This is a genomic window from Novosphingobium terrae (assembly GCF_017163935.1).
GTDB classification, from domain to species: domain Bacteria; phylum Pseudomonadota; class Alphaproteobacteria; order Sphingomonadales; family Sphingomonadaceae; genus Novosphingobium; species Novosphingobium terrae.
Genome location: NZ_JABVZR010000002.1, coordinates 942455 through 963675, shown reverse-complemented (window position 1 = coordinate 963675; position 21221 = coordinate 942455). Strand labels below are relative to the sequence as shown.

Sequence of the window (21221 nt, the reverse complement as noted above, 5' to 3'; positions counted from 1 at the left end):
GGATGACTCGGGAAACCGAAGGTCTTTCAGCCGAGTTGAGGGGTTCTTGGTTAGTCCTACGGATTTTCCTCTTAAAGATGCCGCCTATCCGAAGAAGACGCATATCTCGTTGGCGATACGATTAGCATGTATTCTGCCGGTTTGAGCCTTTTCTTCTACAAGATTTATAAGATCATCTTCGCTAACTCCGTAGATATTTCGGGTTCCCAGTCTGGAGTCTATATAATTTTTATATATGTGTGATTTCAGGGCAATTGTGGTCGGCTTATTTTTCCTTTTGGCACGTGAGCCTCGGCCCTCCTTCACCGCAGTCATGTATAAGCTATGAGCATATGCTACCGACATTTCGGCGTGAGTTTTTTCCTCGCGCTTAACAACGCGTGGATCGCGCCCCGCTTCAGCATGTGCATTGAGGTCCCTTGCCCACACGCGTGCATCGGCGATGGACTGTGCTGGGTAAAGGCCACCGAAGATCGTGGCGATGGTTTTTTTGCCTGCAACGAGTCTGCGATAGAGCCAGCGTTTATTGCCACTCCCCAACCGCTGAATCGATAGCCCCGGGGTAAGGGGGTCTGTCATCTGATCGCAAGTCATGTTGTCAATCGAGGCGGGTGAGAAGGCGATTTTCCTAGCCATGATTCGAATCTCTCGATGCCAGGCGCCGATAAAATCATGACATAAATCCTGACAAAATAGCCGTCCAAGCACGTCTAGTGTTGGCTAGAATTGGCTAAACGCTATTCCGAGAGGTTTCTCACGATCCTTCGCGACTGGTCTAAACGGGAAATCATTTTTCATTTCTTAAAGCACTGAAAAAACGAAATTTCCTCTGATGAACACACCCAAAAAAGGCCGGGAAAAGACGTTTTCGAGCGCCCCCAAGCGAGAAAAGGGCTTGTGGTTTAGGTGTAAATCACTCAGCTCGACCAGCCACGCGCTACCTGCGCGAGGAGATGATCATGAATGCGCATAAGCCGACACCAGGCATAAAAGAAAAAAGTCATTATGTGGTGCTGGATGGCTTGCGCGGCGTCGCATCGCTGCTGGTGGTGGTCTTCCATCTGTTCGAGGCCTTCTCGGGCGGCGATCCCACCAAACAGATCATCAACCATGGCTATCTGGCGGTCGATTTCTTCTTTCTGCTCTCGGGCTTTGTGATCGCTTATGCCTATGATGACCGCTGGGGCAGCATGTCGAGCTGGAGCTTCTACAAGCGGCGGCTGATCCGGCTGCAGCCCATGGTGGTGCTCGGCAGTCTGCTTGGCGGCGCGCTGTTCTATTTTCAGGCGGGGCCGCTGTTTCCGCTGATCGCCCGGACGCCGCTGTGGCAGATGCTGCTGGTGATGCTGTGGGGCTGCACCCTGCTGCCGCTGCCCAAGAGCCTCGACATTCGCGGCTGGAACGAGATTCACCCGCTGAACGGCCCGGCCTGGTCGCTGTTCTACGAATATATCGCGAACATCGGCTATGCGCTGATTTTCCGCAGGCTGTCCTTGCGCATGCTCACCCTGGCGGTGGTTTGCGCCGCAGCTTTCCTGCTGCATTACGCGCTGCTGGGTGCCAATCGCGATCTGATCGGCGGCTGGTCGCTTGACGCTGAAGGCCTGCATATCGGCTTTGCGCGCCTGCTCTATCCTTTCCTCGCGGGCATGCTGCTGATGCGCCTGGGGCAGCGGATCAGAAGCCGTCATGCCTTTGCGCTTTCCAGCCTTCTGCTGGTTGTGGCCCTGTCGATCCCCCGGCTGGGCGATACGCCGCATCATTGGAGCAACGGCCTCTATGACGCTTTGTGCGTGATCCTGATCTTCCCGCTGATCGTGGCCATCGGCGCGGGTGAAAAGCGCGTCGATGGCCTTTCGGTGAGCATCGCGCGCTTTTTCGGAGAGCTGTCTTTCCCGCTCTACATCACCCATTATCCGCTGATCTACATCTATACGGAGTGGGCGGTCGACAAGAAGGTTTCGGCCGAGCAGGGCGCGCTCTGGGGCATGCTGCTGCTCGCGGCGGCGGTGGCGATCGCCTATGCCAGCCTTGTCTTCTACGACCGGCCCGTGCGGCGTTGGCTGACGGCGCGGTTTTCCGACGCGTGAGGCCTCACCAGCGCTTCAGCACCAGCTCTCCTGAGGGTGCGCAGGCGTAAAAACCCGCTGTGGGGCCATAGGCATGAGTGGTGGCCAGGGCCACTGCCGGGCGTGCGCCGACCTCGGGCGCATGGCCGGGGCCGTTGCCGGTCATATCGGTGGCGGTCAGGCCCGGGTCCACGGCATTGACCTTGATGCCCTCGGCGGCCAGTTCCTTGGCCAGCTTGACCGTCAGCATGTTGAGCGCTGTTTTGGAGGCACAATAGCCCGCAAAGCCCACGCCCCAGGTCTCTCCGCGCAGATCGAGCGCCTCCTCCAGCGAGGCGAGGCCGCTGCTCATCATCACGATCCGCGCCGCATCCGATTTGCGCAGCAGCGGCAGAAAAGCCTGAGTCACAAGCATAACGCCAAAGACATTGGTCTCGAACATCTGCCGCATCTCATCAAGCGACTCTTCGGCGATGGATGGCGGCGGGGCGAACATGATCCCCGCATTGTTGACCAGCACATCCAGCCTGCCCGACTCGCTGGCGATGCGGGCTGCAGCTTGTGTGATGCTGGTTTGATCGGTGACCTCAAGCTGCAAGGCCCGGGCGTCGAAACCCGCCTCGCGCAGGCTTTGTGCCGCGGTTTCACCGCGCGGCAGATCGCGGCAACCCAGCCAGACCCTGTGGTTTTGCCCCCCGAGCTGGCGGGCGATGGCCAGGCCGATGCCCTTGTTCGCCCCGGTCACCAACGCGATCTTTTGCGGTTCCATCATCATCCTTCCCACGAGTTTGTCCGCACCGGCATAAGCGCGGCGCGGCAGCGGCTGAACCACGACCAAGGGCCAAAGATGGTGCTCCAGCGGCGCATGGAGTGTGGCAATCAGGCAACATTTCAAGCAGGTGCAGCCTGTTTCCACCCCCCGCGCATGGGTTTGAGCACCGGTTTAAAGCCTGCAAATTCAAGCCCGGCCAAGGCTGCGCTAAGTCCTTTATTTCTGCGGCTCAGAGGCAGGAACGCGATGCCTTGCCAATCGTTGAGCATACGATTGCAAAGCGATGCGATCACCAAAAGCATTGATAAGATTGTGTTCGCATTTTAAAACTTATGGAAAGCCCCAGGAAAGAGGGCGTTGCTGGGAGGAGAGGTTTTTTAGACTGAGAAGCGGATGTCGCGCGCCTTTGCCGCATGCGCTGATCCTATCCAACATCCACCGTCCGATTGCATTCCGCCTGCTGTGGCTTGCGGGATACACGTCGTCATAAAATCAAGATTTCAGGGAAATGACCAAATGAGGGAGATGAACGTGGGCAACATGTCATCCAAAAAGAGCTTTCTGGTGGGCGCCGCTTCCACCCTGGCCGTATCCATCGCCGTGATCAGCCAGCCCGCTTTTGCGCAGGGCACGGCGCCTGCCGATCAGGCCGCAACCGCGCCGGCCGAAGCCCCCACCACCGTGGCCGATCCGGCCAACCAGATCGTCGTCACCGGCTCGACCTCGAAGCGTACTCTGCTGAACGCCTCGGTTGCCATCACGCAGATTTCCAATGCCGATCTGGCGCAGAAGGCGCCGCGCAACACCGTCGACATCCTCGAAACCATCCCCGGCATCTTCGTGGAAGGCACGGCGGGCCCGGTGTCGAACAACTATTCGGTGCGCGGTCTGCCCGGCGGCGGCCAGCAGTTCGTGCGCCTGATCGAAGATGGCATGCCCGCGATCTATGGCGGCCTCAACGATGACGAAGTCTTCCAGTACGACGCCTCGATCGACCATGTCGAAGGCCTGCAGGGTGGTACTTCGGGCATTCTGACCCCCAATGCGGCGGGTGCCTCGATCAACTTCATCTCGCGCAAGCTGAATTACGATCAGGGCGGCGGTCTCTTCAAGATCACCGGCACCACCTATGGCGAGGCGCGGACCGACTTCTGGTATTCGGCCCCGCTCAAGTTCCTGGGTCCGGATGTGGCCTTCGCGGTCAGCGGCTATCTCGATTCCAACCCCGGTCAGCGCGATTCCCAGTTCCGCTACGACACCTATCATGTGAAGGCACAGCTGGAAAAGCGCTTCGATGATGGCGGTTACATCCGCGCCACCTACAAGCGCTGGAACGAGCACGATCCCTATTACGCCGATCAGCCCTATTCCTATGTCAACGGCAAGATCACCAGCGTGCCGGGGCTGAGCGGGCAATACGGCAACATCATCGGCAATGGCTTCGGCACCATCACCATGCCCAACAGCTGCGCCGTGGGCCAGTGCACCCGCACTTTCAGCGCCAAGGAAGGCATTCACGCGCAGGGCAATCAGTTCCGCATCGATGTCAACAAGCCGGTCGGCCATGGCATCACCCTGTTCGCCAAGGCGCGCTACACCCAGACCAACTGGGACTTCAACGGCGTTTTCGCGGGCAGCGGCAGCGGCAATGCGGGCCTGGCTTCGGCCACCGATTACCTGACCTATCAGGCCACCTGCCCCACGGCAGGCTGCACCTCGCCGATCAACAGCCTGCTTCAGCAGGGGCTGACGGCCTTCCCCGGCACCACCCAGTTCGGCGTCCGCAATCTGACGACGGGTCAGGTGATCGCGGCTTCCAACACCGCCGCGCTCAATGGACTGAACGGCAATGGCTTGCTGCAGCAGACCTGGCTGAACCGCCAAACGATCAACATCCATGACGTGGGTAGCGATTTCGGCGCCAAGTGGGATGCCAGCGGCAGCGGCTGGAAGAACAGCCTGACCGTGGGCGGCATGATCTATCACCAGCGGCAGGACAATGACCAGTCGGCGGTCTCCAACCTGCTCAACGATGTCACCAACAACTCCAACATCTATGATGTGGTGGCGTTGAACTCCGCTGGTGCGGTGATCGGCACGCTGACCAACAATGGCCTTCTGGGCTATGGTGACTGGGGCGCGGGCATCAGCTATTTCGACCAGAGCTCGCAGTCGGTCTATGCCAATGACGAGTTCACCTGGCACGAGAAGTTCCACTTCGACGTGGGCCTGCGCTATGAGCATGAGAAGCAGACCAGCTACAGCGGCAACAGCTCGCCTTCGGCTGTGGCGCCGGGCACGACGGGCCTGCTGCAGCAGAACCCGAATGCCTTCAACGGCACCTATTCGGTCAACTCAGGCTATGCCGAAAACCCGCTTAACTGGACAGCGGGCGTGAACTACACCCACAATTCGCATCTGTCGGTCTATGGTCGTTACGCCCATTCCTATCAGACGAATGGCAACAACTCGAACGGTGCCACCGCGATCACCCTGTGGGAAGCGGGCATCACCTATGCCGGTCACGGCTTTGTGGGGTCGGTCCGTCCGTTCCGCACCATCTTCAAGAACCAGAGCTTCAACGGTCTGATCCTTGATGCGGGCACCAGCACCTCGGAAAGCTTCGTCGCCAACATCACCACCAATGGTGTCGACCTCGACCTGTCCTACCGCCCGACCTATGAGCCGCTGCGCTTCCTCTCGATCCGTGGTCAGGCGACCTTCCAGGACCCGAAATATGCCAGCGCCTGCCTTGGCAGCATCAGCAACGGCATCCTGTCCAATTGCGCGCCCTATCCGCAGGCTGATGGCCTGACGCCGGGCCGCACGCCCAAGGTGATGTACACCATCACTCCGGCGGTGGATCTGCCGCATCATCTGGGCAGCATCTATCTGCGCTACAAGTACATCGGCAAGATCTTCGCCGATCAGACCGGCACGCTGCCGCTGCCCGCCTATGGCGTGCTGTCGATGGGCGCCGAGCTGAATGTGACTGACCGCATCACGGTCAATGCCAGCGTGGACAACATCACCAACACGCAGGGCCTGACCGAGGGTAACCCGCGTCAAGGTCTGTCCGAGCAGGTGGTCAACGGCTATTTCTATGGCCGTGGCATTGTCGGCACCAACGGCATGGTCTCGCTGCAGTACAAGTTCTGAGCGGACTGATGTAAACCAGCAGGCGGCAATCCCCGGCGCGGGGTTGCCGCCTGTTTTTCCTGACGAAAGAGGCGTGATGGACCAGCGTATCGGCAAGGTGGTGATCCTGGGGGGAGGCACCGCGGGCTGGATGGCCGCCGCCGCTCTGGCCAAGGTCAACAGCCCGAAACTCTTCGACATCACGCTGATCGAATCCGACGAGATCGGCATCGTCGGCGTGGGTGAGGCGACCATCCCCACCATCCACTGGTTCAACCAGCTGGCGGGCATCGATGAGGCCGCCCTGCTGCGTGAGACCCACGCCACCTACAAGCTGGGCATCGAATTTGCCGGCTGGAATGGCGAGGGCAGTGCCTATTTCCATCCCTTCGGCCGCTATGGCGCGCCTGCCGATGGGCCGATGTTCTACCACCGCTGGATACGCGCACATCTGGCTGGCGACATGCACAGCCATGAAGATTACTCGCTGACCACGCAGCTGGCGCGGGCCGGGCGGTTTGCGCCGCCTTCGAACGATCCGCGCTCGCTGCTCTCCACTTTGGGCTTTGCCTATCATTTCGACGCCGCCTCCTATGCCGCCTTCCTGCGCCGCCAATGCGAGGCCAAGGGCGTGCAGCGCATCGAAGGCAAGGTCGAGCGCGTTGAGCAGAATGGCGAAAACGGCTTTATCACGCGCCTCACCACCCAGCGCGGCGAGGTGATCGAGGGCGATCTGTTCATCGACTGCTCGGGCTTTCGCGGGCTGCTGATCGAGCAGACGCTCAAGACCGGTTACGAGGACTGGACGCATTGGCTGCCCTGCGACCGCGCTCTGGCGGTGCCCTGCGAGAGCGCCGGGCCGCCCACGCCCTACACACGCGCCACCGCGCGCGAGGCGGGCTGGCAATGGCGCATTCCGCTGCAGCACCGCATCGGCAATGGCTATGTCTATTCCAGCCAGCATCTCAGCGATGATGAGGCGGCGGCCAAACTGCTCTCCCGTTTGGATGGCAAGGCGCTGGCCGATCCGCGCCCGATCCGCTTCACCACCGGGCGGCGGCGCAAGGTGTGGAACCGCAATGTCATCGCCATGGGGTTGGCCAGCGGCTTCCTCGAACCGCTGGAATCGACCAGCATCCATCTGATCCAGAGCGCCATCGCCAAGCTGCTCTCGCTCTTCCCCACGCGCGGCTGCGACCCGCTGGTGGCCGAGCAGTTCAACCGCGTTTATGGGCAGGATGTGGAAACCGTGCGCGATTTCCTGATCCTGCATTACCACCGCACGCAGGGCCGCGATGAACCCCTGTGGCGCCAGTGCCAGACCATGAGCCTGCCCGATAGCCTGACCTATAAGGAAGAGCAGTTCACCCGCACGGGCCGGATCGTGCTGGGTACCGATGAGCTGTTCCGCGAGGCAAGCTGGTTCGCGGTGATGATGGGGCAGGGGCTGATCCCGCAGGATTACAACCCGCTGATGGACAGCTTTCCGGCTGCTGCCAATGACCAGCATCTGGCCCGCATCCGCAGCGAGATCGCCGCCGCCACGCCAAAGCTGCCCCGGCATGAGGATGTGATCCGCCAGCGATTGCAGCCCCAAGCGCCGCGCTGACCCAATTTTGACCGCAGAGCCATACATTCGGCTTGATCGGAGTTCTATCGATGCTTTTGAAATCTTCCCTCTCGCTTGCCGCCGCTGCCTTGTTGGCCGTGCCTGTGGCCCATGCGCAACCCGCTGCTCAACCGCTGCAGTTCGAGGTGAAGGAAGGGAACAATCTCAACAGCTTCTATCGGCAGGGTCCGGTCGCGGCGCATCTGCTGCTGCGCTCTGGTCTCGATCCGCGCATTCTGGTGGCCTTTCCGGCGGGGAACAGCGGCGTTGGCCTGTGGTTCGATCATCTTGGCCAGACTGCCACATGGCGCATGGTCACCCCGCCCACGGCGCAGACGGTGGAGGATGCCAAGGGCCGCAAGCTCTATGGCATCACCGCCACAGCTGAAATCACCGCCTCCGCCTTGCAGGTGAAGCAGGCGGTCCTCTCCTCGGTGCGCGTGCTGCGCGATTACCAGAGCGACGGCATCAAGACCCCCGAGGTCGAGACCACTCCCAGCATCAGCGGCCAGACCATCCTCTGGCAGCGCGATCGTCTGGATGGCGCGCCGGGCTATCGCCTTGCCGTGACGGTGGTGCAGGGCACGCTGGCGATGGGCCGCATCACGGCAGGCGCCGACGGCAAGATCACCCTGCGCATCGAGGCGCAGAGCGGCGAAACCCCGCTCACCCCGCTGCAAGGCGATGCGCTGCTCTCGCCCAAGGCGAACCGTGATCCCGCCGCGCGCAACACGCTCAGCTTCCTGAGCTATCGCGAGAAATTCATGGCCGGGTCATGGCGCTTCAACACCTATTTCGGGCGCGACACGATGATGTCGCTCAGCCTGCTGATGCCTGCCTTGCAGCCCGAGGCCATCGAGGGCGGGCTGCGCTCGGTGATCGCCCGCCTGTCGCCGCAGGGTGAGGCCGCGCATGAGGAAGGCATTGGCGAATTCGCCGTGCTGGACCATCTGCGTCACCACCAGCCCCTTACCGACGCCCCCGAATATGACTACGCCATGATCGATTCCAGCTATATGCTGGCCCCGCTGGTCGAGCGCGCCCTGCTGGGCAGCCCCGCCGGTATGGCCCGCGCCAGGGCGTTTCTGGCCGCCCCCAGCGGCAAGGCGGGCGATGCGCAGGAAACCGCAGGTGCTGCCCTGATGCGCAACCTGCGCTATGTGCTGGCCACCACGCAGCCCTTCGCGCAAAACCCCTCGGTCGCGCATCTGCTCGCGATCAAGGATGGCCGCACCACCGGCGAATGGCGCGACAGCAATGATGGCCTTGGTCTCGGCCGCTATCCCTATGACGTGAACGCCGTCCTCGCCCCCGCCGCCCTGCGCGCCATCCAGCGCCTGACGGCCTCCGGCGTGCTGGCGCCCTATATGTCGGGCGAGGACAAATCCGCCTTCGCCAGGGCCGGTGCCGCAGCCGACATCTGGGCCAGCAAGGCGCCCACCTTCTTCGATGTGGCCGTCCCCGCCGCTCAGGCCAAGGCCGATGTCACCGCCTATGCCGCCGCGCTGAAGGTGCCCGCTCAAGCCGCGCTGAAGGCCGTGGGTGCCCAGCCCCTGCGCTTCCATGCCCTGTCTCTCAACGCCGATGGGGCACCCGTCCGCGTGGTGAACTCCGATCCCGGCTTTGCGCTGATGTTCGGCAGCCCTGACCCCGTGGTGCTGGATCGCGACGTCACCGCCATGATGCGCCCCTTTCCGGCTGGCCTGATGACGGATGTGGGCCTGCTGGTCGCCAATGCCGTCTACGGTACGCCCGAGGACAAGGGTCGCTTCACCCAAAGCGCCTATCACGGTCTGGTGGTCTGGTCATGGCAGCAGGCCCTGCTGGCCGCTGGTCTGGATCGCCAGCTGAAGCGCCGTGATCTGTCGGTTCCGGTCCGTACCCATCTGGTGGCGGCCCGGACGGCGTTGTGGAAGGGCATTGAGGCGCATCGCGATATGGCCAGTTCCGAACTGTGGTCATGGGCGTTCGAGAACGGCCATTATAAGGTGGTGGCCTTCGGTGCAGGCGCCGGGGATGCGGATGAGTCGAACGCCGCCCAGCTCTGGAGTTCGGCCTATCTGGGGTTGACGCCTGTTCATTGAAGAAGGTTTGAAGGAGAGAAATGCGAGGGTGTTACACCCTCGCGCTCCCATTAATGTCTATGTTGCGCTTCGGGTTCGGCCTTGGCGCCAAGGTCGCTGCGCCGCAGGCAGATATTCATTGCGCAGTGCTTTCGGTTTTAAAGCCTGCGGCGCTTGAGGTGGCGCAGGTGGAGAGCCGGGGCGCTATGATCGGGCGCCACTGCCCTTGCGTCGGAAGACGTTATGGGAGCGCGAGGGGGTAACCCCCTCGCTTTTCCCTTTTCCCCTTACTCGACAAACTTCGCCGAAGTCTTCTCGCGAACCTCTTCCACGGAAACCCCCGGCGCCAGCTCCAGCAGCTTGAAGGGCGAGCTGTGATCCGGGCGCTGGAACACCGCCAGATCGGTCACGATCATGTCCACCACGCCAAGGCCTGTCAGCGGCAGGGTGCAGGCGGGGATGAACTTGGGGGAGCCGTCCTTGGCGTTATGCTCCATCACCACGATGATTTTCTTCACGCCTGCGACAAGGTCCATCGCCCCGCCCATGCCCTTGATCATCTTGCCGGGGATCATCCAGTTGGCGATGTCGCCGTTCTCGGAGACCTCCATGGCGCCAAGGACGGTCAGGTCGATATGGCCGCCGCGGATCATGCCGAAGCTGGTGGCGCTGTCGAAATAGGCTGATTGGGGCAGTTCGCTGATGGTCTGCTTGCCAGCATTGATGAGGTCGGCATCTTCCTCGCCCTCGTAGGGGAAAGGGCCGATGCCGAGCATGCCGTTTTCGCTCTGCAGCGTGACGGTTACACCAGCGGGCACATGGTTGGCGACCAGCGTGGGAATGCCGATGCCAAGGTTCACATAGAAGCCGTCTTGCAGTTCGCGCGCGGCGCGGGCGGCCATATCATCTCTGGTCCAGGGCATTATGCGTCCTCCCGCTTGCGCGTGGTGCGGAATTCGATCTTCTTGTCGTAAGGCGCGCCCAGCACGAGGCGCTGCACAAAGACACCGGGCAGATGGATGGCGTCAGGGTCAAGCTGGCCCGGTTCGACGATCTCTTCCACTTCCACCACGGTGATCTTGCCGCAGGTGGCGGCGGGGACGTTGAAGTTGCGGGCGGTCTTGCGGAAGATGACATTGCCGGTGGTGTCGGCCTTCCAGCCCTTCACAATGGCGAGGTCGGCAAAGATGCCTTCTTCGAGGATATAATCCTGACCGTTGAAGCTCTTCACTTCCTTGCCCTCGGCCACCATCGTGCCGACGCCGGTCTTGGTGTAGAAGCCGGGGATGCCAGCGCCGCCAGCGCGCATGCGTTCGGCCAGCGTGCCTTGCGGGGTGAATTCAACCTCCAGCTCTCCGGCGAGATACTGGCGTTCGAACTCCTTGTTCTCGCCCACGTAGGAGGAGATCATCTTCTTGACCTGCTTCGTGCGCAGCAGCTTGCCGATGCCTTCATTGTCGATGCCGGCATTGTTGCTGGCGAAGGTGAGATCCTTCGTGCCGGCGGCTTGAATGGCATCGATCAGGCGCTCGGGCAGGCCGCTGAGGCCAAAGCCTCCGCTCGCGATCAACATGCCGTCGAACAGCACACCTTCCAAAGCTGACGCGGCGTCGGGGTAAATCTTGCCGGACATCCGGACATCCTTCTCCTGGCTTTTGTTGAGCGTGGGGATAGCAGGATCAAAACATTTGCTCTAATAATAGATTTTTACCTTTATCGATAGATAAAGCCTATCGGATGGCCCATGAACCGCATTGCGCTCTATCATCTGGAAACGCTGCTGTGGATCGCGCGGCTGGGCACATTTCATGCCGCTGCGGCCCGGCTCAACACCACCCAGCCCACGATTTCGGCGCGCATGCGCGAGCTGGAGGGGCAGTTGGGCTATCCGCTGTTCCAGCGCGAGGGGCGGCGCATGCTGCTCACCGCCCGCGCCCGGCAGTTGGTGCAGGATTGCGAGCCGATCTGGATTCAACTGGAACGCGCGCTGGACAGCGGCCACCGTGCCGGATCGGTGCGGATCGGCACGGGCGAAATTGCCGCCGCCACCTGCATGCCGGGCTTTCTGGCCGGGATCGAACAGGATTTCCCCGGCGTCACCATGGATGTCTCGATCGAGCTGACGGCCCATCTGATCGAGCATCTGCTCAGCGCCGTCAGCGATCTGGTGTTTCTGGCCGGGCCGGTGGCGGCGCCGGGGCTAAAGGTGGCCTCGATCGGCACGGTGAAGCTGGTCTGGGCGGGCAGCCCGGCCACGGCGGCTGGCATGAGTGACAAGGTGCCGGTCTGGTCGCTGCCGCGCCATTCGCCGCTGCATCGGATCATGCTGGAAACATTGGCTGAAAAAGGTCTGGAGCCCGGCATCGTCCATCGCTGCAACAATGTGCAGACGCTGATCGATACGGTGGCGGCGGGGCAGGGGATCGCCCTGCTGCCGGCCTTGATGACCGCCGGGGCGATGGCCCGGGGCGCTCTGGTCGAGGTCTGGCCCGCGCCCGAGCGGGATATTCTGTTTCAGGTGGCAATGCGCGCGGGGGAGAGCGATCCGCTGATCCTCGATCTGTTCAAACGCGCCCAGGCGCTGCGGATCGATGCGGAATAAGGCCAGTGGAGCGTGCCCCCGTTGCGCTCGGAGGTGGAAATTAGGGGATTGTCCTAGGGTGCCTCGCCACCCGGCAAAGGGATTTTCCCGCTAGAACAGGCTCGCTCTGGATTCAAAGGCTTGGCAAGGAGGCTTGGAGCATGACGAGTATTTCCAGCACCACCAGTGCCGTCGGCGCTCTGTCGACCTATCTCAATCAGCTCAGTTCCGGCACCAGCGGATCGACCACCAATGGCAGCGATGCCACTTCGCTGATCTCCATGATCAACGGCACCGATTCCAGCGCGTCCAATCTTGCGACGTTGTTGGGGACCAACACCACCTCGACCTCCACCAATGCGTTGAGCGCGCTGCTGGGCAGCAGCTATGACACCACGCAAGGCCTGCTGACCGAGATCAGCTCGCTGGCGCAATCGCTGGCTGCGGGCGCGTCCACGACAGGCACGGCCACGACAGGCACGGGCACCAGCTCCACGGGCACGAGCGCCTCCGGCACGAGTACCGATGGCAGCAGCACAACCGGCTCGACCACGGACAGCACGGGCAGCGACACCTCGACCTCCACGACGACGGACCCGGCCGCCACACGGGCGAAGATCACGCAATTGCTGACTCAGGCCTATGCCAGCCAGCAGCAGGGTTTCCTCTCGCTGCTGGTCTGAATCAGGTGCCGGCGCGGGATCGTTGGGGGCAAGCCTCCCCTTGATCCCGCCTGCCGAGCCATTATTCTCCCCCAATGCGGACCCGTCTGAGCATTTGCCTGCGAAAAAAGCGCTATCGCACCGAGGCGGAGGCGCTTGAGGTCGTTTTCAGCGCCGCCTATCCCTTGCGCCCCTATCGCTGCGACCGTTGCGGGATGTTTCATCTGACCGGGCGCACCAAGGGCAAGAAAACGCCCCGTCTTCCTGTCTCTGTCCTCAGCCAAGGCTGAAGCTGACCCCATCCTTGCTGTGCCATTGCAGCGGCGGCAGGCCTGCTGCTTCGCCGATACGCCGGATATAGGCGACAACATCGCCTGCCTTCTCGCCCGCCATCACGGGGCGGCCGGGCGGCTCGAACCAGATGGGCAGCAGGCCGGTTTCGATCCTGCCATCCTCATGCCAGAGGATCTGGCCGATCATGCCGTTCACCGCCTCGGGGTGGAAGGGGGAGAGGGGATAGGCCGGATCGGGCTCGAAACCGAACATACGCTTGCGGCGCTCGACCCATTCGGCGCGGGCCGGGTGATCCTGAGCGGGGGAGAGCGCATGAGTCACCACGCAGCCATTGCCCAGCCCGTGGAACACCGGCCTGCCGTCGATGATTTCGATGCCGCGCGCGATATGGGCGTGGTGGCCCACCACCACATCGGCTCCGGCGGCGATGGCGGCGGCGCTCAAGGGGCGCTCATAGGGGGCCAGAGCGGCGGGGCGATGGGTGATGCCCTTGTGAAGCGCGACCACCACCAGATCGGCCTTGCCTTTGGCCGCCGCAATATCGGCCTCCATCAGCGCTTGAGACGCTGGATCGATGGTGACCAGATTGGCCTGCGGGCGGGAGGGGCCGCCATCCTCGGGCAGGATACGGACATAGGCGCAGCCCGGCTTGTCCTCGCCCGCCCAGCTCAACTCCGGGCCGACGCAATTGTAGCTGAGCAGGGCGATGGTCCGCTCGCCCCCTGGAATCAGGCGCGGGGCGCGGGCGGTTGCCAGATCGGGACCTGCACCCGCGTGAGCGATGTGGTTGCGGTCCAGCCCCGCCATCGTATCGGCCAGACCCTGATCGCCGCAGTCCATCATATGGTTGCCCGCCATGCTGACGGCGCTGACCCCCGCGCGGGCCAGAGCATCAAGATGGGCAGGATCGGCGCCGGGGGCGGGCACGTCTCCGGGCACCTCCTCGGTGCTGGTGGTGTGGGGCACCTCCAGATGGCCGATGACCAGATCGGCGGCACGCAGCGTGGGGGCAAGGCCCGAAAGCCAGTGATCGGCATCGGGAACATCGAGGATCAGATCGCCCAGCAGCAGGATTTGGGTCGCGGTCATTCAGATCACCTTGGCGTTGCGCAGGGCGGTAATGGCGCTTTTGTCCATGCCCAGTTCGGCCAGAATGGCGTCGGTGTCGGCGCCCAGAGTGGGCACGGTGGCGGGACCTTCCGGGCGAGGGAAGCTCGGGCCGAAGCCGGGGCCGAGAATGTTCAGAGCTTTCTCCTGCCCCGGCAGCGTGGCGCTGTGCAGCAGCCCGCGCTGGGCGATATGCGGATGGGAGAGGATATCGCCGATCTCGCCGATGCGGGCGGCGGGCACGCCTGCGGCGGCCAGCGTTTCATCCAGCGCCTGCGCATCGTGGAGCAGCATCTGGGCCGTCAGCCAGCCTTTCAGATCGGCATAATGCGTCACGCGGGCGGCATGGGTGGCGAAACGCTCGTCCTCAATCAGCTTGGGATGGCCCAGAGCGGTGAACAGCGCGGCGATCTGGTGCTGATGGTTGGCCCCCAGCGCGATCCAGCCGGTACGGCAGGCGTAATATTCCGCCGTCGCGACCAGACGGAAGCCCCGATTGCCCGTGCCTTTGGGCGCCTGCCCCGTATAGGACCAGACCGAGGCCGCCGAGCCCATGATTTTCAGCGCGGCATCGATCATCGCCACATCCAGACGCTCGCCCTCGCCCGTGAGGTCGCGGCGGCGCAGTGCGGCCAGCACGCCGATCACACCGAGATAGCCGGTGAAGCTGTCCACCACCGGAATGCCGATTTTCAGCGGACCTTCGGGGGTGGCGTTCATCATCGCCATGCCCGATGTGGCCTGCGCGATATGGTCATAGGCGCCGCGATCCTTGAGCGGCCCCTCCTGCCCGAAGCCGGAAAGCGAGAGGTAGATCAGGCGCGGGTTGAGCGCGCGCAGGGCCTCAGGGCCGAGGCCGAGCCTGTCCATCACGCCGGGCCGAAAGTTCTCGACCAGAATATCGGCCTGCGCGGCCAGATCGCGGGCGATGGCCAGCCCTTCGGGCGCTTTCAGATCCAGCGTGAGCGAGCGTTTCCCGGCATTGACCGCAGCAAAGGGGATCGACAGTCCGGGCAGCCCGGCATGCTCGGTATAATGGCGGAAGCTGTCGCCTGTGCCGGGAGGCTCCACCTTGGTGACCTGAGCGCCCAGTTGCGCCAGCATTTGCGTGGCGGTGGGCCCGGCGATGGCATGGGTGAAATCCAGCACCTTGATATCTGCGAGAGGCATCATGCGGCGTCTCCCTGAAGAGCGGGATCAAAGCCCAGTTCGCGCAGGATTTGCGCTGTGTCCGCGCCGGGCAGTTGAGCAGGGCGCGGGGGGACGCCGGGCGTATCGCTGAGGATAAAGGGCAGGGCGAGTTGGGTGAGCGGCGCCTGACCGGGCAGCGGCACCTCCATGATACGGCCCCGCGCGCGGTGATGCGGATGGGAGGCGGCCTGCGCCGGGGTCAGCACGGGCATGGCCTGCGTATCGGCCTGTGCCAGCAACTCCAACCATGCATCGCGCGGGCGGGTGACGATGATGGCGGCGATCTCGGCCTGCATCTGGAGGTGGAGGTCTGTGCGGTGCTGCAGAGACCCCAGATCCTCGCGCCCGATGGCGGCGCAGAAGCGCTGCCAATAGCGCGGCTCCATATCGGTGGTGCAGAGATACTGCCCATCCGCGCAGAGCCACACCCCGCCCTTGGGATGCCATGCGCCGGGCGGAGGCATGGCATCCAGATCGTCGTAACGCCCCATCGAGACGGCCAGCAAAGGCAGGCAGGCGTCGCTCATGGCGACATCGACATGCTGGCCCTTTCCGGTCCTTGCGCGGGCTTGCAGGGCCAGCAGCAGGGCGATGGTGGCATGGGCGCCGGTCAGCACGTCGGCCACCTGCAGCCCCGGCAGCGAAGGCTCTGGCAGGCCGTTCAGTCGCGACAATGCTCCCGCCAGTGCCAAAGCCGCAGGATCATGCCCGGCGCGGTCCGCGCAAGGCCCCGTCTGCCCGGCAAAGCTGACCGAAAGGTAGATCAGGCGCGGATTGAGCTTGAGCATCGCCTCCACGCCATAGCCCATGGCGGTCAGCACGCCGGGGCGGTAATCCTCGATCAGCACATCGGCTTTGGCGATGAGTTTTTCGAGGATCGGACGCGACTGCGTGGCGCCGGGATCGATTTTCAGGCTGCGCTTGTTGCGGGTGTAGCTGGGGCGGGCGCGGCGGCGCAGGGCGGCGGCTTCATTGGCATCCTCGCCGAACATGGCGGCTTGCTTGGCAAGTTCGCGCGGGTGTTCGATGCGGATCACATCCGCGCCCATGTCGGCACCCACCCAGCTGGCATAGGCGCCCGGCAGAAAGCGGCTGAAATCGACAATGGAGAGGCCCGTCAGCGCGGTCATACCGAAGCCAGTCGCTGGGCCGAGCGTTCGGCGGCAGGGCCTTCGATAAAGGCGGTGATCGCCGCATCGGTGGCGGCGGCATCCTCGCCCTCGCGGTTGAAGTTGTCGGTGGTGAGCTGCAGCACCGGATAGCCAGCCGCCTGCAGCGCGCGCACCACAAAGGGATCGGCGTCTGATAAAGCCACCACGCCATCCACGGCATGGGTGTCAGCCTCATGCACATACCATGGGCCGGCCCATGTTGGCATGCGCAGCTCGTCGCCCATGGTGATGCAGCGCGAGGCCAGCGCCCGCAAGGGATCGCGCCCGCCCGACAGATCGCGGATATAGCCATCCGCCGCCAGTGCCAGATACATCGACCAGACGAAGACCGCGCCATGGCTCTCCTCCCATTTCTGGTAGAAGCCCATATCGCTCCACAAGCCGCGCCCCAGCCAGAGCAGGCGGATTTTTTCATGCGCGCAGGCGGCAAGCCCGGCATCGACGCGGGCCTTAACCTCCTCATAGAAGGCGCGAGCGGCGTCGCGCGCCCAGACCGTGCCACGATGCCATTGCGGCACCATGGTGGCGGGCATGGAATCGACCACGCCAATCGGCGCGGGCACGGTGCGGGCGACCAGATCGCGGGTGGCGCGGTAATAGCCCTCCTGCTCGTTGACCAGATCCATCACGCCACGGAATTTTTCGGGCTCGAAGCTGCGGCCGGTGGCCTGTTCGAGGCTGGCGATCACGGCGCGCAGTTCCTCGGTCATCAGATCGAGGCGTTCTTCTTCCAGCGCGGTGTCCCATTGGTCGGGCAGGCGTCGCCACCAGTCGCTGTAGAGATCGGAGCGCGGGTCGCTGGTCTTTTCGTAGACGAAGGGTTGGGCACCGGTTTCTCGGCCCCAGTTGGCGAAGATTTTCGCGGTCGGTTCGGAAGAGGCGACGGCATGGAGAAAATCGGGGTGAGGCAGGCCGCCCCAAGGGGCGTTGTCCGCATCCTCATCGAAATGGGCGGCGAGGCCTTGCGCGGAATAGGCCTCCACATCGGAGGGGTAATGGTGGTCGCGCAACAGGCCCTGATAGCGGCGCGACTGTTGCTTGGCCGCCACGATCGAGGCCCACCATTGATTGACCACAAAGGGGATATCCAGCGCGCGCAGGATTTCCTGCGGAGCATTGGCATTGACCATGGCGAAGGGGCTGCCCTCGGCCACCTGCTGGCGGATGCCTGCAAACCAGTCGCGCTGATAAGCGTTGAAGCTGGCCACCGAGGTCAGCGATTTGCGGCTGCGCGGCGGGGGAGCGGGTGCGGCGCGCGCAGGTTTGGGTACGGTTTGCGGCTTGGGCTGAGCGGGCTGGTTGTGCAGGGCGGCGGTGAGTTTCTCCCCACCATGGGCCGGGCAGCGGATGGTGGTGAAGGGGATATTGGGCACGGCCTTGCGCAGGGCGGCGATGTCCCATGGTGCCGCCTCGTCACCGCCGATGGCGATATGGAGGATAGCCTCCGGCTTGGTGGCTTGCGCCAGAGCGGCGAGGCGGGCGGCGGGGGCGGTGCTGTCTTCCACCAGCGGGGGGATGGGGCCGTGCGGGAAGCGGGCGCCCCAAGGGTGATCCTCGCCCACGATCAGATGGCCTTGCGCTTCGATGGCGCGGTAGATCGCGTCGCTTTCATGCGCGGTGCCGCAAACCAGCACGCGCTTGCCCGGCAGGATGGGGGCTTCCGGCAGTTTGGCCAGCAGGGTTTCCAGGGCGGCGATATGCTGGGCAGGTGGCAGGATGGCGGCGCTGGCGATGATGGTCAGCGCATCGCTGCCCGATAGGCGCCCGGCGGCGCGGTGCGGAGCGAGGGCATCGAGCAGGGCGGTCTGGCGGGCCAGCAGGGTTTCGATTTCGGGCAGATTGCGTGGTGCATGGCCGCCCAGCGCGATCAGCCAGTTTTGCAATTGGGCCAGTCGCCTGGCGCTGTAGGCCTGCGAAGAGGCCCGATCCATATGCAGCAGATCGAGGAAATGGATATGTTTCGGCGTCGGCTCGCCTTGCCGCGCCAGTTCGCGCAGGGCGGCGTAGAGCTGGGCCTGTTCGCTGTCGGCGGCGGTGATCAGGATCGGGGTTTCGGCCAGTGCCTCGTCCAGCAGGGTTTCCAGCAGGGCGCGGCCGCGCTGGCTCATGGCGGTGGTGCCCATGATGGCGTCGGCGCGGGGCGTCTGTTCCATGATCGGCGCGACCAGACGCATGGGCTGGAAACCACAGCCCAGCAGCAGCGCGCGCGGGGCATCGAAGCCCAGCGTGCGGATGATGCGCGTGCCTTGGGGCGGCTGGGCGAGGAAGGGGGCGATCACAGCACGCCGTCGCTTTTCAGGCGGGCCATGTCGGTGTCGGAATAGCCTAGAAGGTCGCGGTAGATCGCGTCATTGTGCTGGCCGATGCTGACCGGCAGCGCGTCGTCAAAACCCGTTGTGGCCGCCGAAAACTGGATCGGCACGCCCGAGGTGCGCAGATCGACCGTCGAGCCATAGGTGGGATGCTCCACCGCCATGGTTTCGTGGCGCTCGACCACGCGGGGGTCGACCAGAGCATCCTCGGGGTGGCGCACCGGGGCGACGGGCACGCCACGTGCTTCCAGCGCGGCCACGACATCGGCCACCGGCAAAGTGCGGCTCCAGGCGTTGATGCGGGCTTCCAGAACTTCGGCATTGGCCACGCGGGCGTCGCGGTTGCAGAAGCGGGGGTCTTGGGCCAATTCCGGCTCGCCCATGGCGGAGAACAATCCGCGCGCCAGCGGCTCATGCACCGCCACCACCGCGACATAGCCATCGGCGCATTCGAACACGCCAAAGGGCGACAGGCGCTGGACGGTCAGCCCCGTGCGCGCCTCCATGCCCGCCGCCGCCATGGCCGACCAGTTCTCGATCGCCACGAAGGAGGTCAGCGCCCCCAGCATCGAGACATCGACATGCTGGCCCTCGCCGGTGCGGTGGCGCTGTTCGATGGCGGCCAGAATGCCGATGACGGTGAAGACCGGGGCCAGCATGTCCGCGATAGGGATGCCGATGCGCACCGGGGGATGGCCGGGTTCGCCGCTGGTGAACATCGCGCCGGAGAGGGCCTGAATGATCACATCCATCGCCTTGCCCGAATGGTTGTTCGCGCCAAAGCCCGAGAGCGAGGCGAAGACCACGCCGGGGTTGACCGCGCGGCAGGCCTCATAGCCCACGCCGAGGCGGTCTGCGGTGCCGGCGGTGAAGTTCTCGACCACGATGTCCGCCTTGGCCACCAGATCCATGAAGACCTTCTTGCCTTCGGGATGTTTGAGGTTGAGCGAGACGCCATATTTGCCGCGCGCGCGGGTGATGTGCGACAGCGAAATGTCATCCTCATGCGCGCGTTCGACCAGAATGCCGTCGCGGCCCAGATAGGGGCTGTTTTCGCGGGCGAGGTCGCCGCCATGGGGTTCCTCCACCTTGATGACCTTGGCGCCAAGGCCCGCCAGCAGCAGCGTGGCATAGGGGCCCGCCAGCGCGCGGGTCAGATCTATGACGGTGAGGCCTTCGAGGGGGCGGGTTTGCTGAGCGGTCATCGGGCGGGTTCCTTGGAAGGGGCGGCGCAATCTGCAGTGCCATGCGCGATCAGGGATTGGGCGGCGCGGAAGACGGGCTCTCCATCGATGCCGAAGCGGGAGAGGTCGCGCGCCTGCACCAGGGCGAAACGGTTGTAGAGGGTGTCGAAACGGGCCTGATCTTGCGCGGGCAGGGGGATCACCTCGACGTGATGGGCTTTAGCGAAGTCGAAACCGGCCTGCTCGGCCTTGGCGTTCTGGGTGTTGAGCTGGGCTTCCCAATAAGGTTTGGACTCGGCCAGCAGCTTTTGCAGATCGGCGGGCAGGCGGCGCCACGCCAGATCGGACATGGCGCGGGCGGGATAGCCGCCACGGCTCAGGCGCAGGGTGGTGTAGTGGTGCGCCACCTCGGCGAAATGCAGGCTTTTGATCGTGTCGGCGGGGGCGACCACGCCGTCGATCACGCCTTTGGCGAGGGCCGAATAGACATCCGCCATCGGCATGTTGACCGGATCGGCGCCGAGGGCACGTAAGGTGTCGATGCTGTCGGTCTGGGCGCGCAGGCGCAGGCCTTTCAGATCCGCCAGCGTGTGGATGGGCCTGTCGCGGGTGATCAGGCCGGGGAAATTGCCCGCCTGCACCGCCAGCACATGCAGCCCGGCTAACTCCTGATTATATTGCGGGAAGCGGGCGGCGAGGCAGTCATAGACGGCGACCTGCTGCTCCATGGTCTTCACCCCGCCGTAGAAACCGGCCTGCGTGCGTTGCAGATGCACGCCGCCGCGGGTGTAGATCGGCGTGATCAGGCCGATATCGGCAAGGCCATGGCGGATTTCGCTGATGCTCATGTTGGAGGAGATCAGCGCGCCCGACCAGAAGGGCTTGAAGGCGATGCGCCCGCCGCTGGCCTGCTCCACATGCTTCATCCAGGCGATGTCGGCCTTGCTGAAGGGATGGGTGGGCGGATAGGGGCTGGCGTAGGTCAGCGTGTATTCGGCGTGGCTTGCCGGTTTGGGCGAGCAGGCGGCGAGTATCAGGCTGATGGCGATGATAAGCTTGCGCATGGT

16 protein-coding genes are annotated in these 21221 nt (G+C 63.8%); 6 read left to right on the top strand and 10 right to left on the bottom strand.

Features of this window, described 5'->3' with window-relative positions:
• Positions 1–84 precede the first annotated feature (84 nt).
• Positions 85–636 carry an Arm DNA-binding domain-containing protein gene (locus HGK27_RS22675; protein WP_206245171.1) on the bottom strand — a complete coding sequence of 184 codons (552 nt, stop codon included), beginning with the start codon at positions 634–636 and terminating at the stop codon, positions 85–87.
• Between the two features lie 323 nt (positions 637–959).
• On the opposite strand from HGK27_RS22675, the gene HGK27_RS22670 reads away from it, so the two are divergent.
• Entirely contained in the window at positions 960–2090 is a 1131-nt protein-coding gene (locus HGK27_RS22670) for an acyltransferase family protein (protein WP_206245170.1), read from the top strand.
• 4 nt (positions 2091–2094) lie between these two features.
• On the opposite strand, the gene HGK27_RS22665 is transcribed toward HGK27_RS22670, so the two are convergent.
• A complete protein-coding gene (locus HGK27_RS22665; protein ID WP_206245497.1) occupies positions 2095–2838 on the bottom strand; it encodes an SDR family oxidoreductase in 744 nt (247 codons plus the stop codon).
• A gap of 519 nt (positions 2839–3357) precedes the next feature.
• Here HGK27_RS22665 and HGK27_RS22660 point away from each other — a divergent pair.
• The 3 genes from HGK27_RS22660 (at position 3358) to HGK27_RS22650 (ending at position 9672) form a co-directional block, all read left to right on the top strand.
• Positions 3358–6000, top strand: a complete 2643-nt coding sequence (locus tag HGK27_RS22660) for a TonB-dependent receptor (RefSeq protein ID WP_206245169.1) — start codon at positions 3358–3360, stop codon at positions 5998–6000.
• Between the two features lie 76 nt (positions 6001–6076).
• Positions 6077–7588, top strand: a complete 1512-nt coding sequence (locus HGK27_RS22655; protein WP_241127759.1) for a tryptophan halogenase family protein — start codon at positions 6077–6079, stop codon at positions 7586–7588.
• A gap of 50 nt (positions 7589–7638) precedes the next feature.
• Positions 7639–9672 carry a hypothetical protein gene (locus HGK27_RS22650; protein WP_241127757.1) on the top strand — a complete coding sequence of 678 codons (2034 nt, stop codon included), beginning with the start codon at positions 7639–7641 and terminating at the stop codon, positions 9670–9672.
• Between the two features lie 266 nt (positions 9673–9938).
• Here the strand turns inward: HGK27_RS22650 and HGK27_RS22645 are convergent, their stop codons facing one another.
• On the bottom strand, positions 9939–10574 hold the full coding sequence (locus HGK27_RS22645) for a CoA transferase subunit B (RefSeq protein WP_206245167.1): 636 nt from the start codon (positions 10572–10574) through the stop codon (positions 9939–9941).
• Positions 10574–11284 (bottom strand): CoA transferase subunit A, encoded by a 711-nt coding sequence (locus HGK27_RS22640; protein WP_206245166.1) that lies wholly within the window; start codon positions 11282–11284, stop codon positions 10574–10576. Before HGK27_RS22640 ends, HGK27_RS22645 begins: the two co-directional genes overlap by 1 nt.
• Positions 11285–11395: 111 nt before the next feature.
• Here HGK27_RS22640 and HGK27_RS22635 point away from each other — a divergent pair, with 111 nt between their 5' ends.
• A complete protein-coding gene (locus HGK27_RS22635) occupies positions 11396–12253 on the top strand; it encodes a LysR family transcriptional regulator (RefSeq protein ID WP_206245165.1) in 858 nt (285 codons plus the stop codon).
• 140 nt (positions 12254–12393) lie between these two features.
• A complete protein-coding gene (locus HGK27_RS22630; RefSeq protein WP_206245164.1) occupies positions 12394–12915 on the top strand; it encodes a hypothetical protein in 522 nt (173 codons plus the stop codon).
• Between the two features lie 255 nt (positions 12916–13170).
• On the opposite strand, the gene HGK27_RS22625 is transcribed toward HGK27_RS22630, so the two are convergent.
• From HGK27_RS22625 to dctP, 6 genes are read right to left on the bottom strand one after another with little or no spacing between them, the layout of a single operon-like run.
• Positions 13171–14277: a CapA family protein gene (locus HGK27_RS22625; RefSeq protein ID WP_206245163.1), complete on the bottom strand. Its 1107-nt coding sequence runs from the start codon at positions 14275–14277 to the stop codon at positions 13171–13173.
• Positions 14278–15468 (bottom strand): CaiB/BaiF CoA transferase family protein, encoded by a 1191-nt coding sequence (locus HGK27_RS22620; protein WP_206245162.1) that lies wholly within the window; start codon positions 15466–15468, stop codon positions 14278–14280. It lies immediately after the preceding gene.
• A complete protein-coding gene (locus HGK27_RS22615; RefSeq protein ID WP_206245161.1) occupies positions 15465–16616 on the bottom strand; it encodes a CaiB/BaiF CoA transferase family protein in 1152 nt (383 codons plus the stop codon). Before HGK27_RS22615 ends, HGK27_RS22620 begins: the two co-directional genes overlap by 4 nt.
• The gene (locus HGK27_RS22610; protein ID WP_241127753.1) at positions 16613–18937 is read right to left on the bottom strand and encodes a 2-hydroxyacyl-CoA dehydratase family protein; all 2325 of its coding nucleotides are present in this window, start codon (positions 18935–18937) and stop codon (positions 16613–16615) included. Before HGK27_RS22610 ends, HGK27_RS22615 begins: the two co-directional genes overlap by 4 nt.
• Entirely contained in the window at positions 18934–20175 is a 1242-nt protein-coding gene (locus HGK27_RS22605; protein ID WP_206245160.1) for a CaiB/BaiF CoA transferase family protein, read from the bottom strand. The genes HGK27_RS22610 and HGK27_RS22605 overlap by 4 nt, the downstream gene beginning before the upstream one ends.
• The gene (dctP, locus tag HGK27_RS22600) at positions 20172–21218 is read right to left on the bottom strand and encodes a TRAP transporter substrate-binding protein DctP (RefSeq protein WP_206245159.1); all 1047 of its coding nucleotides are present in this window, start codon (positions 21216–21218) and stop codon (positions 20172–20174) included. The genes HGK27_RS22605 and dctP overlap by 4 nt, the downstream gene beginning before the upstream one ends.
• Positions 21219–21221 lie beyond the last annotated feature (3 nt).

Coding starts and splice junctions, on each gene's coding strand:
- HGK27_RS22675 (WP_206245171.1), bottom strand. CDS start 636: ATGGCTAGGAAAATCGCCTTCTCACCCGCCTCGATTGACAACATGACT.
- HGK27_RS22670 (WP_206245170.1), top strand. CDS start 960: ATGAATGCGCATAAGCCGACACCAGGCATAAAAGAAAAAAGTCATTAT.
- HGK27_RS22665 (WP_206245497.1), bottom strand. CDS start 2,838: ATGGAACCGCAAAAGATCGCGTTGGTGACCGGGGCGAACAAGGGCATC.
- HGK27_RS22660 (WP_206245169.1), top strand. CDS start 3,358: ATGAGGGAGATGAACGTGGGCAACATGTCATCCAAAAAGAGCTTTCTG.
- HGK27_RS22655 (WP_241127759.1), top strand. CDS start 6,077: ATGGACCAGCGTATCGGCAAGGTGGTGATCCTGGGGGGAGGCACCGCG.
- HGK27_RS22650 (WP_241127757.1), top strand. CDS start 7,639: ATGCTTTTGAAATCTTCCCTCTCGCTTGCCGCCGCTGCCTTGTTGGCC.
- HGK27_RS22645 (WP_206245167.1), bottom strand. CDS start 10,574: ATGCCCTGGACCAGAGATGATATGGCCGCCCGCGCCGCGCGCGAACTG.
- HGK27_RS22640 (WP_206245166.1), bottom strand. CDS start 11,284: ATGTCCGGCAAGATTTACCCCGACGCCGCGTCAGCTTTGGAAGGTGTG.
- HGK27_RS22635 (WP_206245165.1), top strand. CDS start 11,396: ATGAACCGCATTGCGCTCTATCATCTGGAAACGCTGCTGTGGATCGCG.
- HGK27_RS22630 (WP_206245164.1), top strand. CDS start 12,394: ATGACGAGTATTTCCAGCACCACCAGTGCCGTCGGCGCTCTGTCGACC.
- HGK27_RS22625 (WP_206245163.1), bottom strand. CDS start 14,277: ATGACCGCGACCCAAATCCTGCTGCTGGGCGATCTGATCCTCGATGTT.
- HGK27_RS22620 (WP_206245162.1), bottom strand. CDS start 15,468: ATGATGCCTCTCGCAGATATCAAGGTGCTGGATTTCACCCATGCCATC.
- HGK27_RS22615 (WP_206245161.1), bottom strand. CDS start 16,616: ATGACCGCGCTGACGGGCCTCTCCATTGTCGATTTCAGCCGCTTTCTG.
- HGK27_RS22605 (WP_206245160.1), bottom strand. CDS start 20,175: ATGACCGCTCAGCAAACCCGCCCCCTCGAAGGCCTCACCGTCATAGAT.
- dctP (WP_206245159.1), bottom strand. CDS start 21,218: ATGCGCAAGCTTATCATCGCCATCAGCCTGATACTCGCCGCCTGCTCG.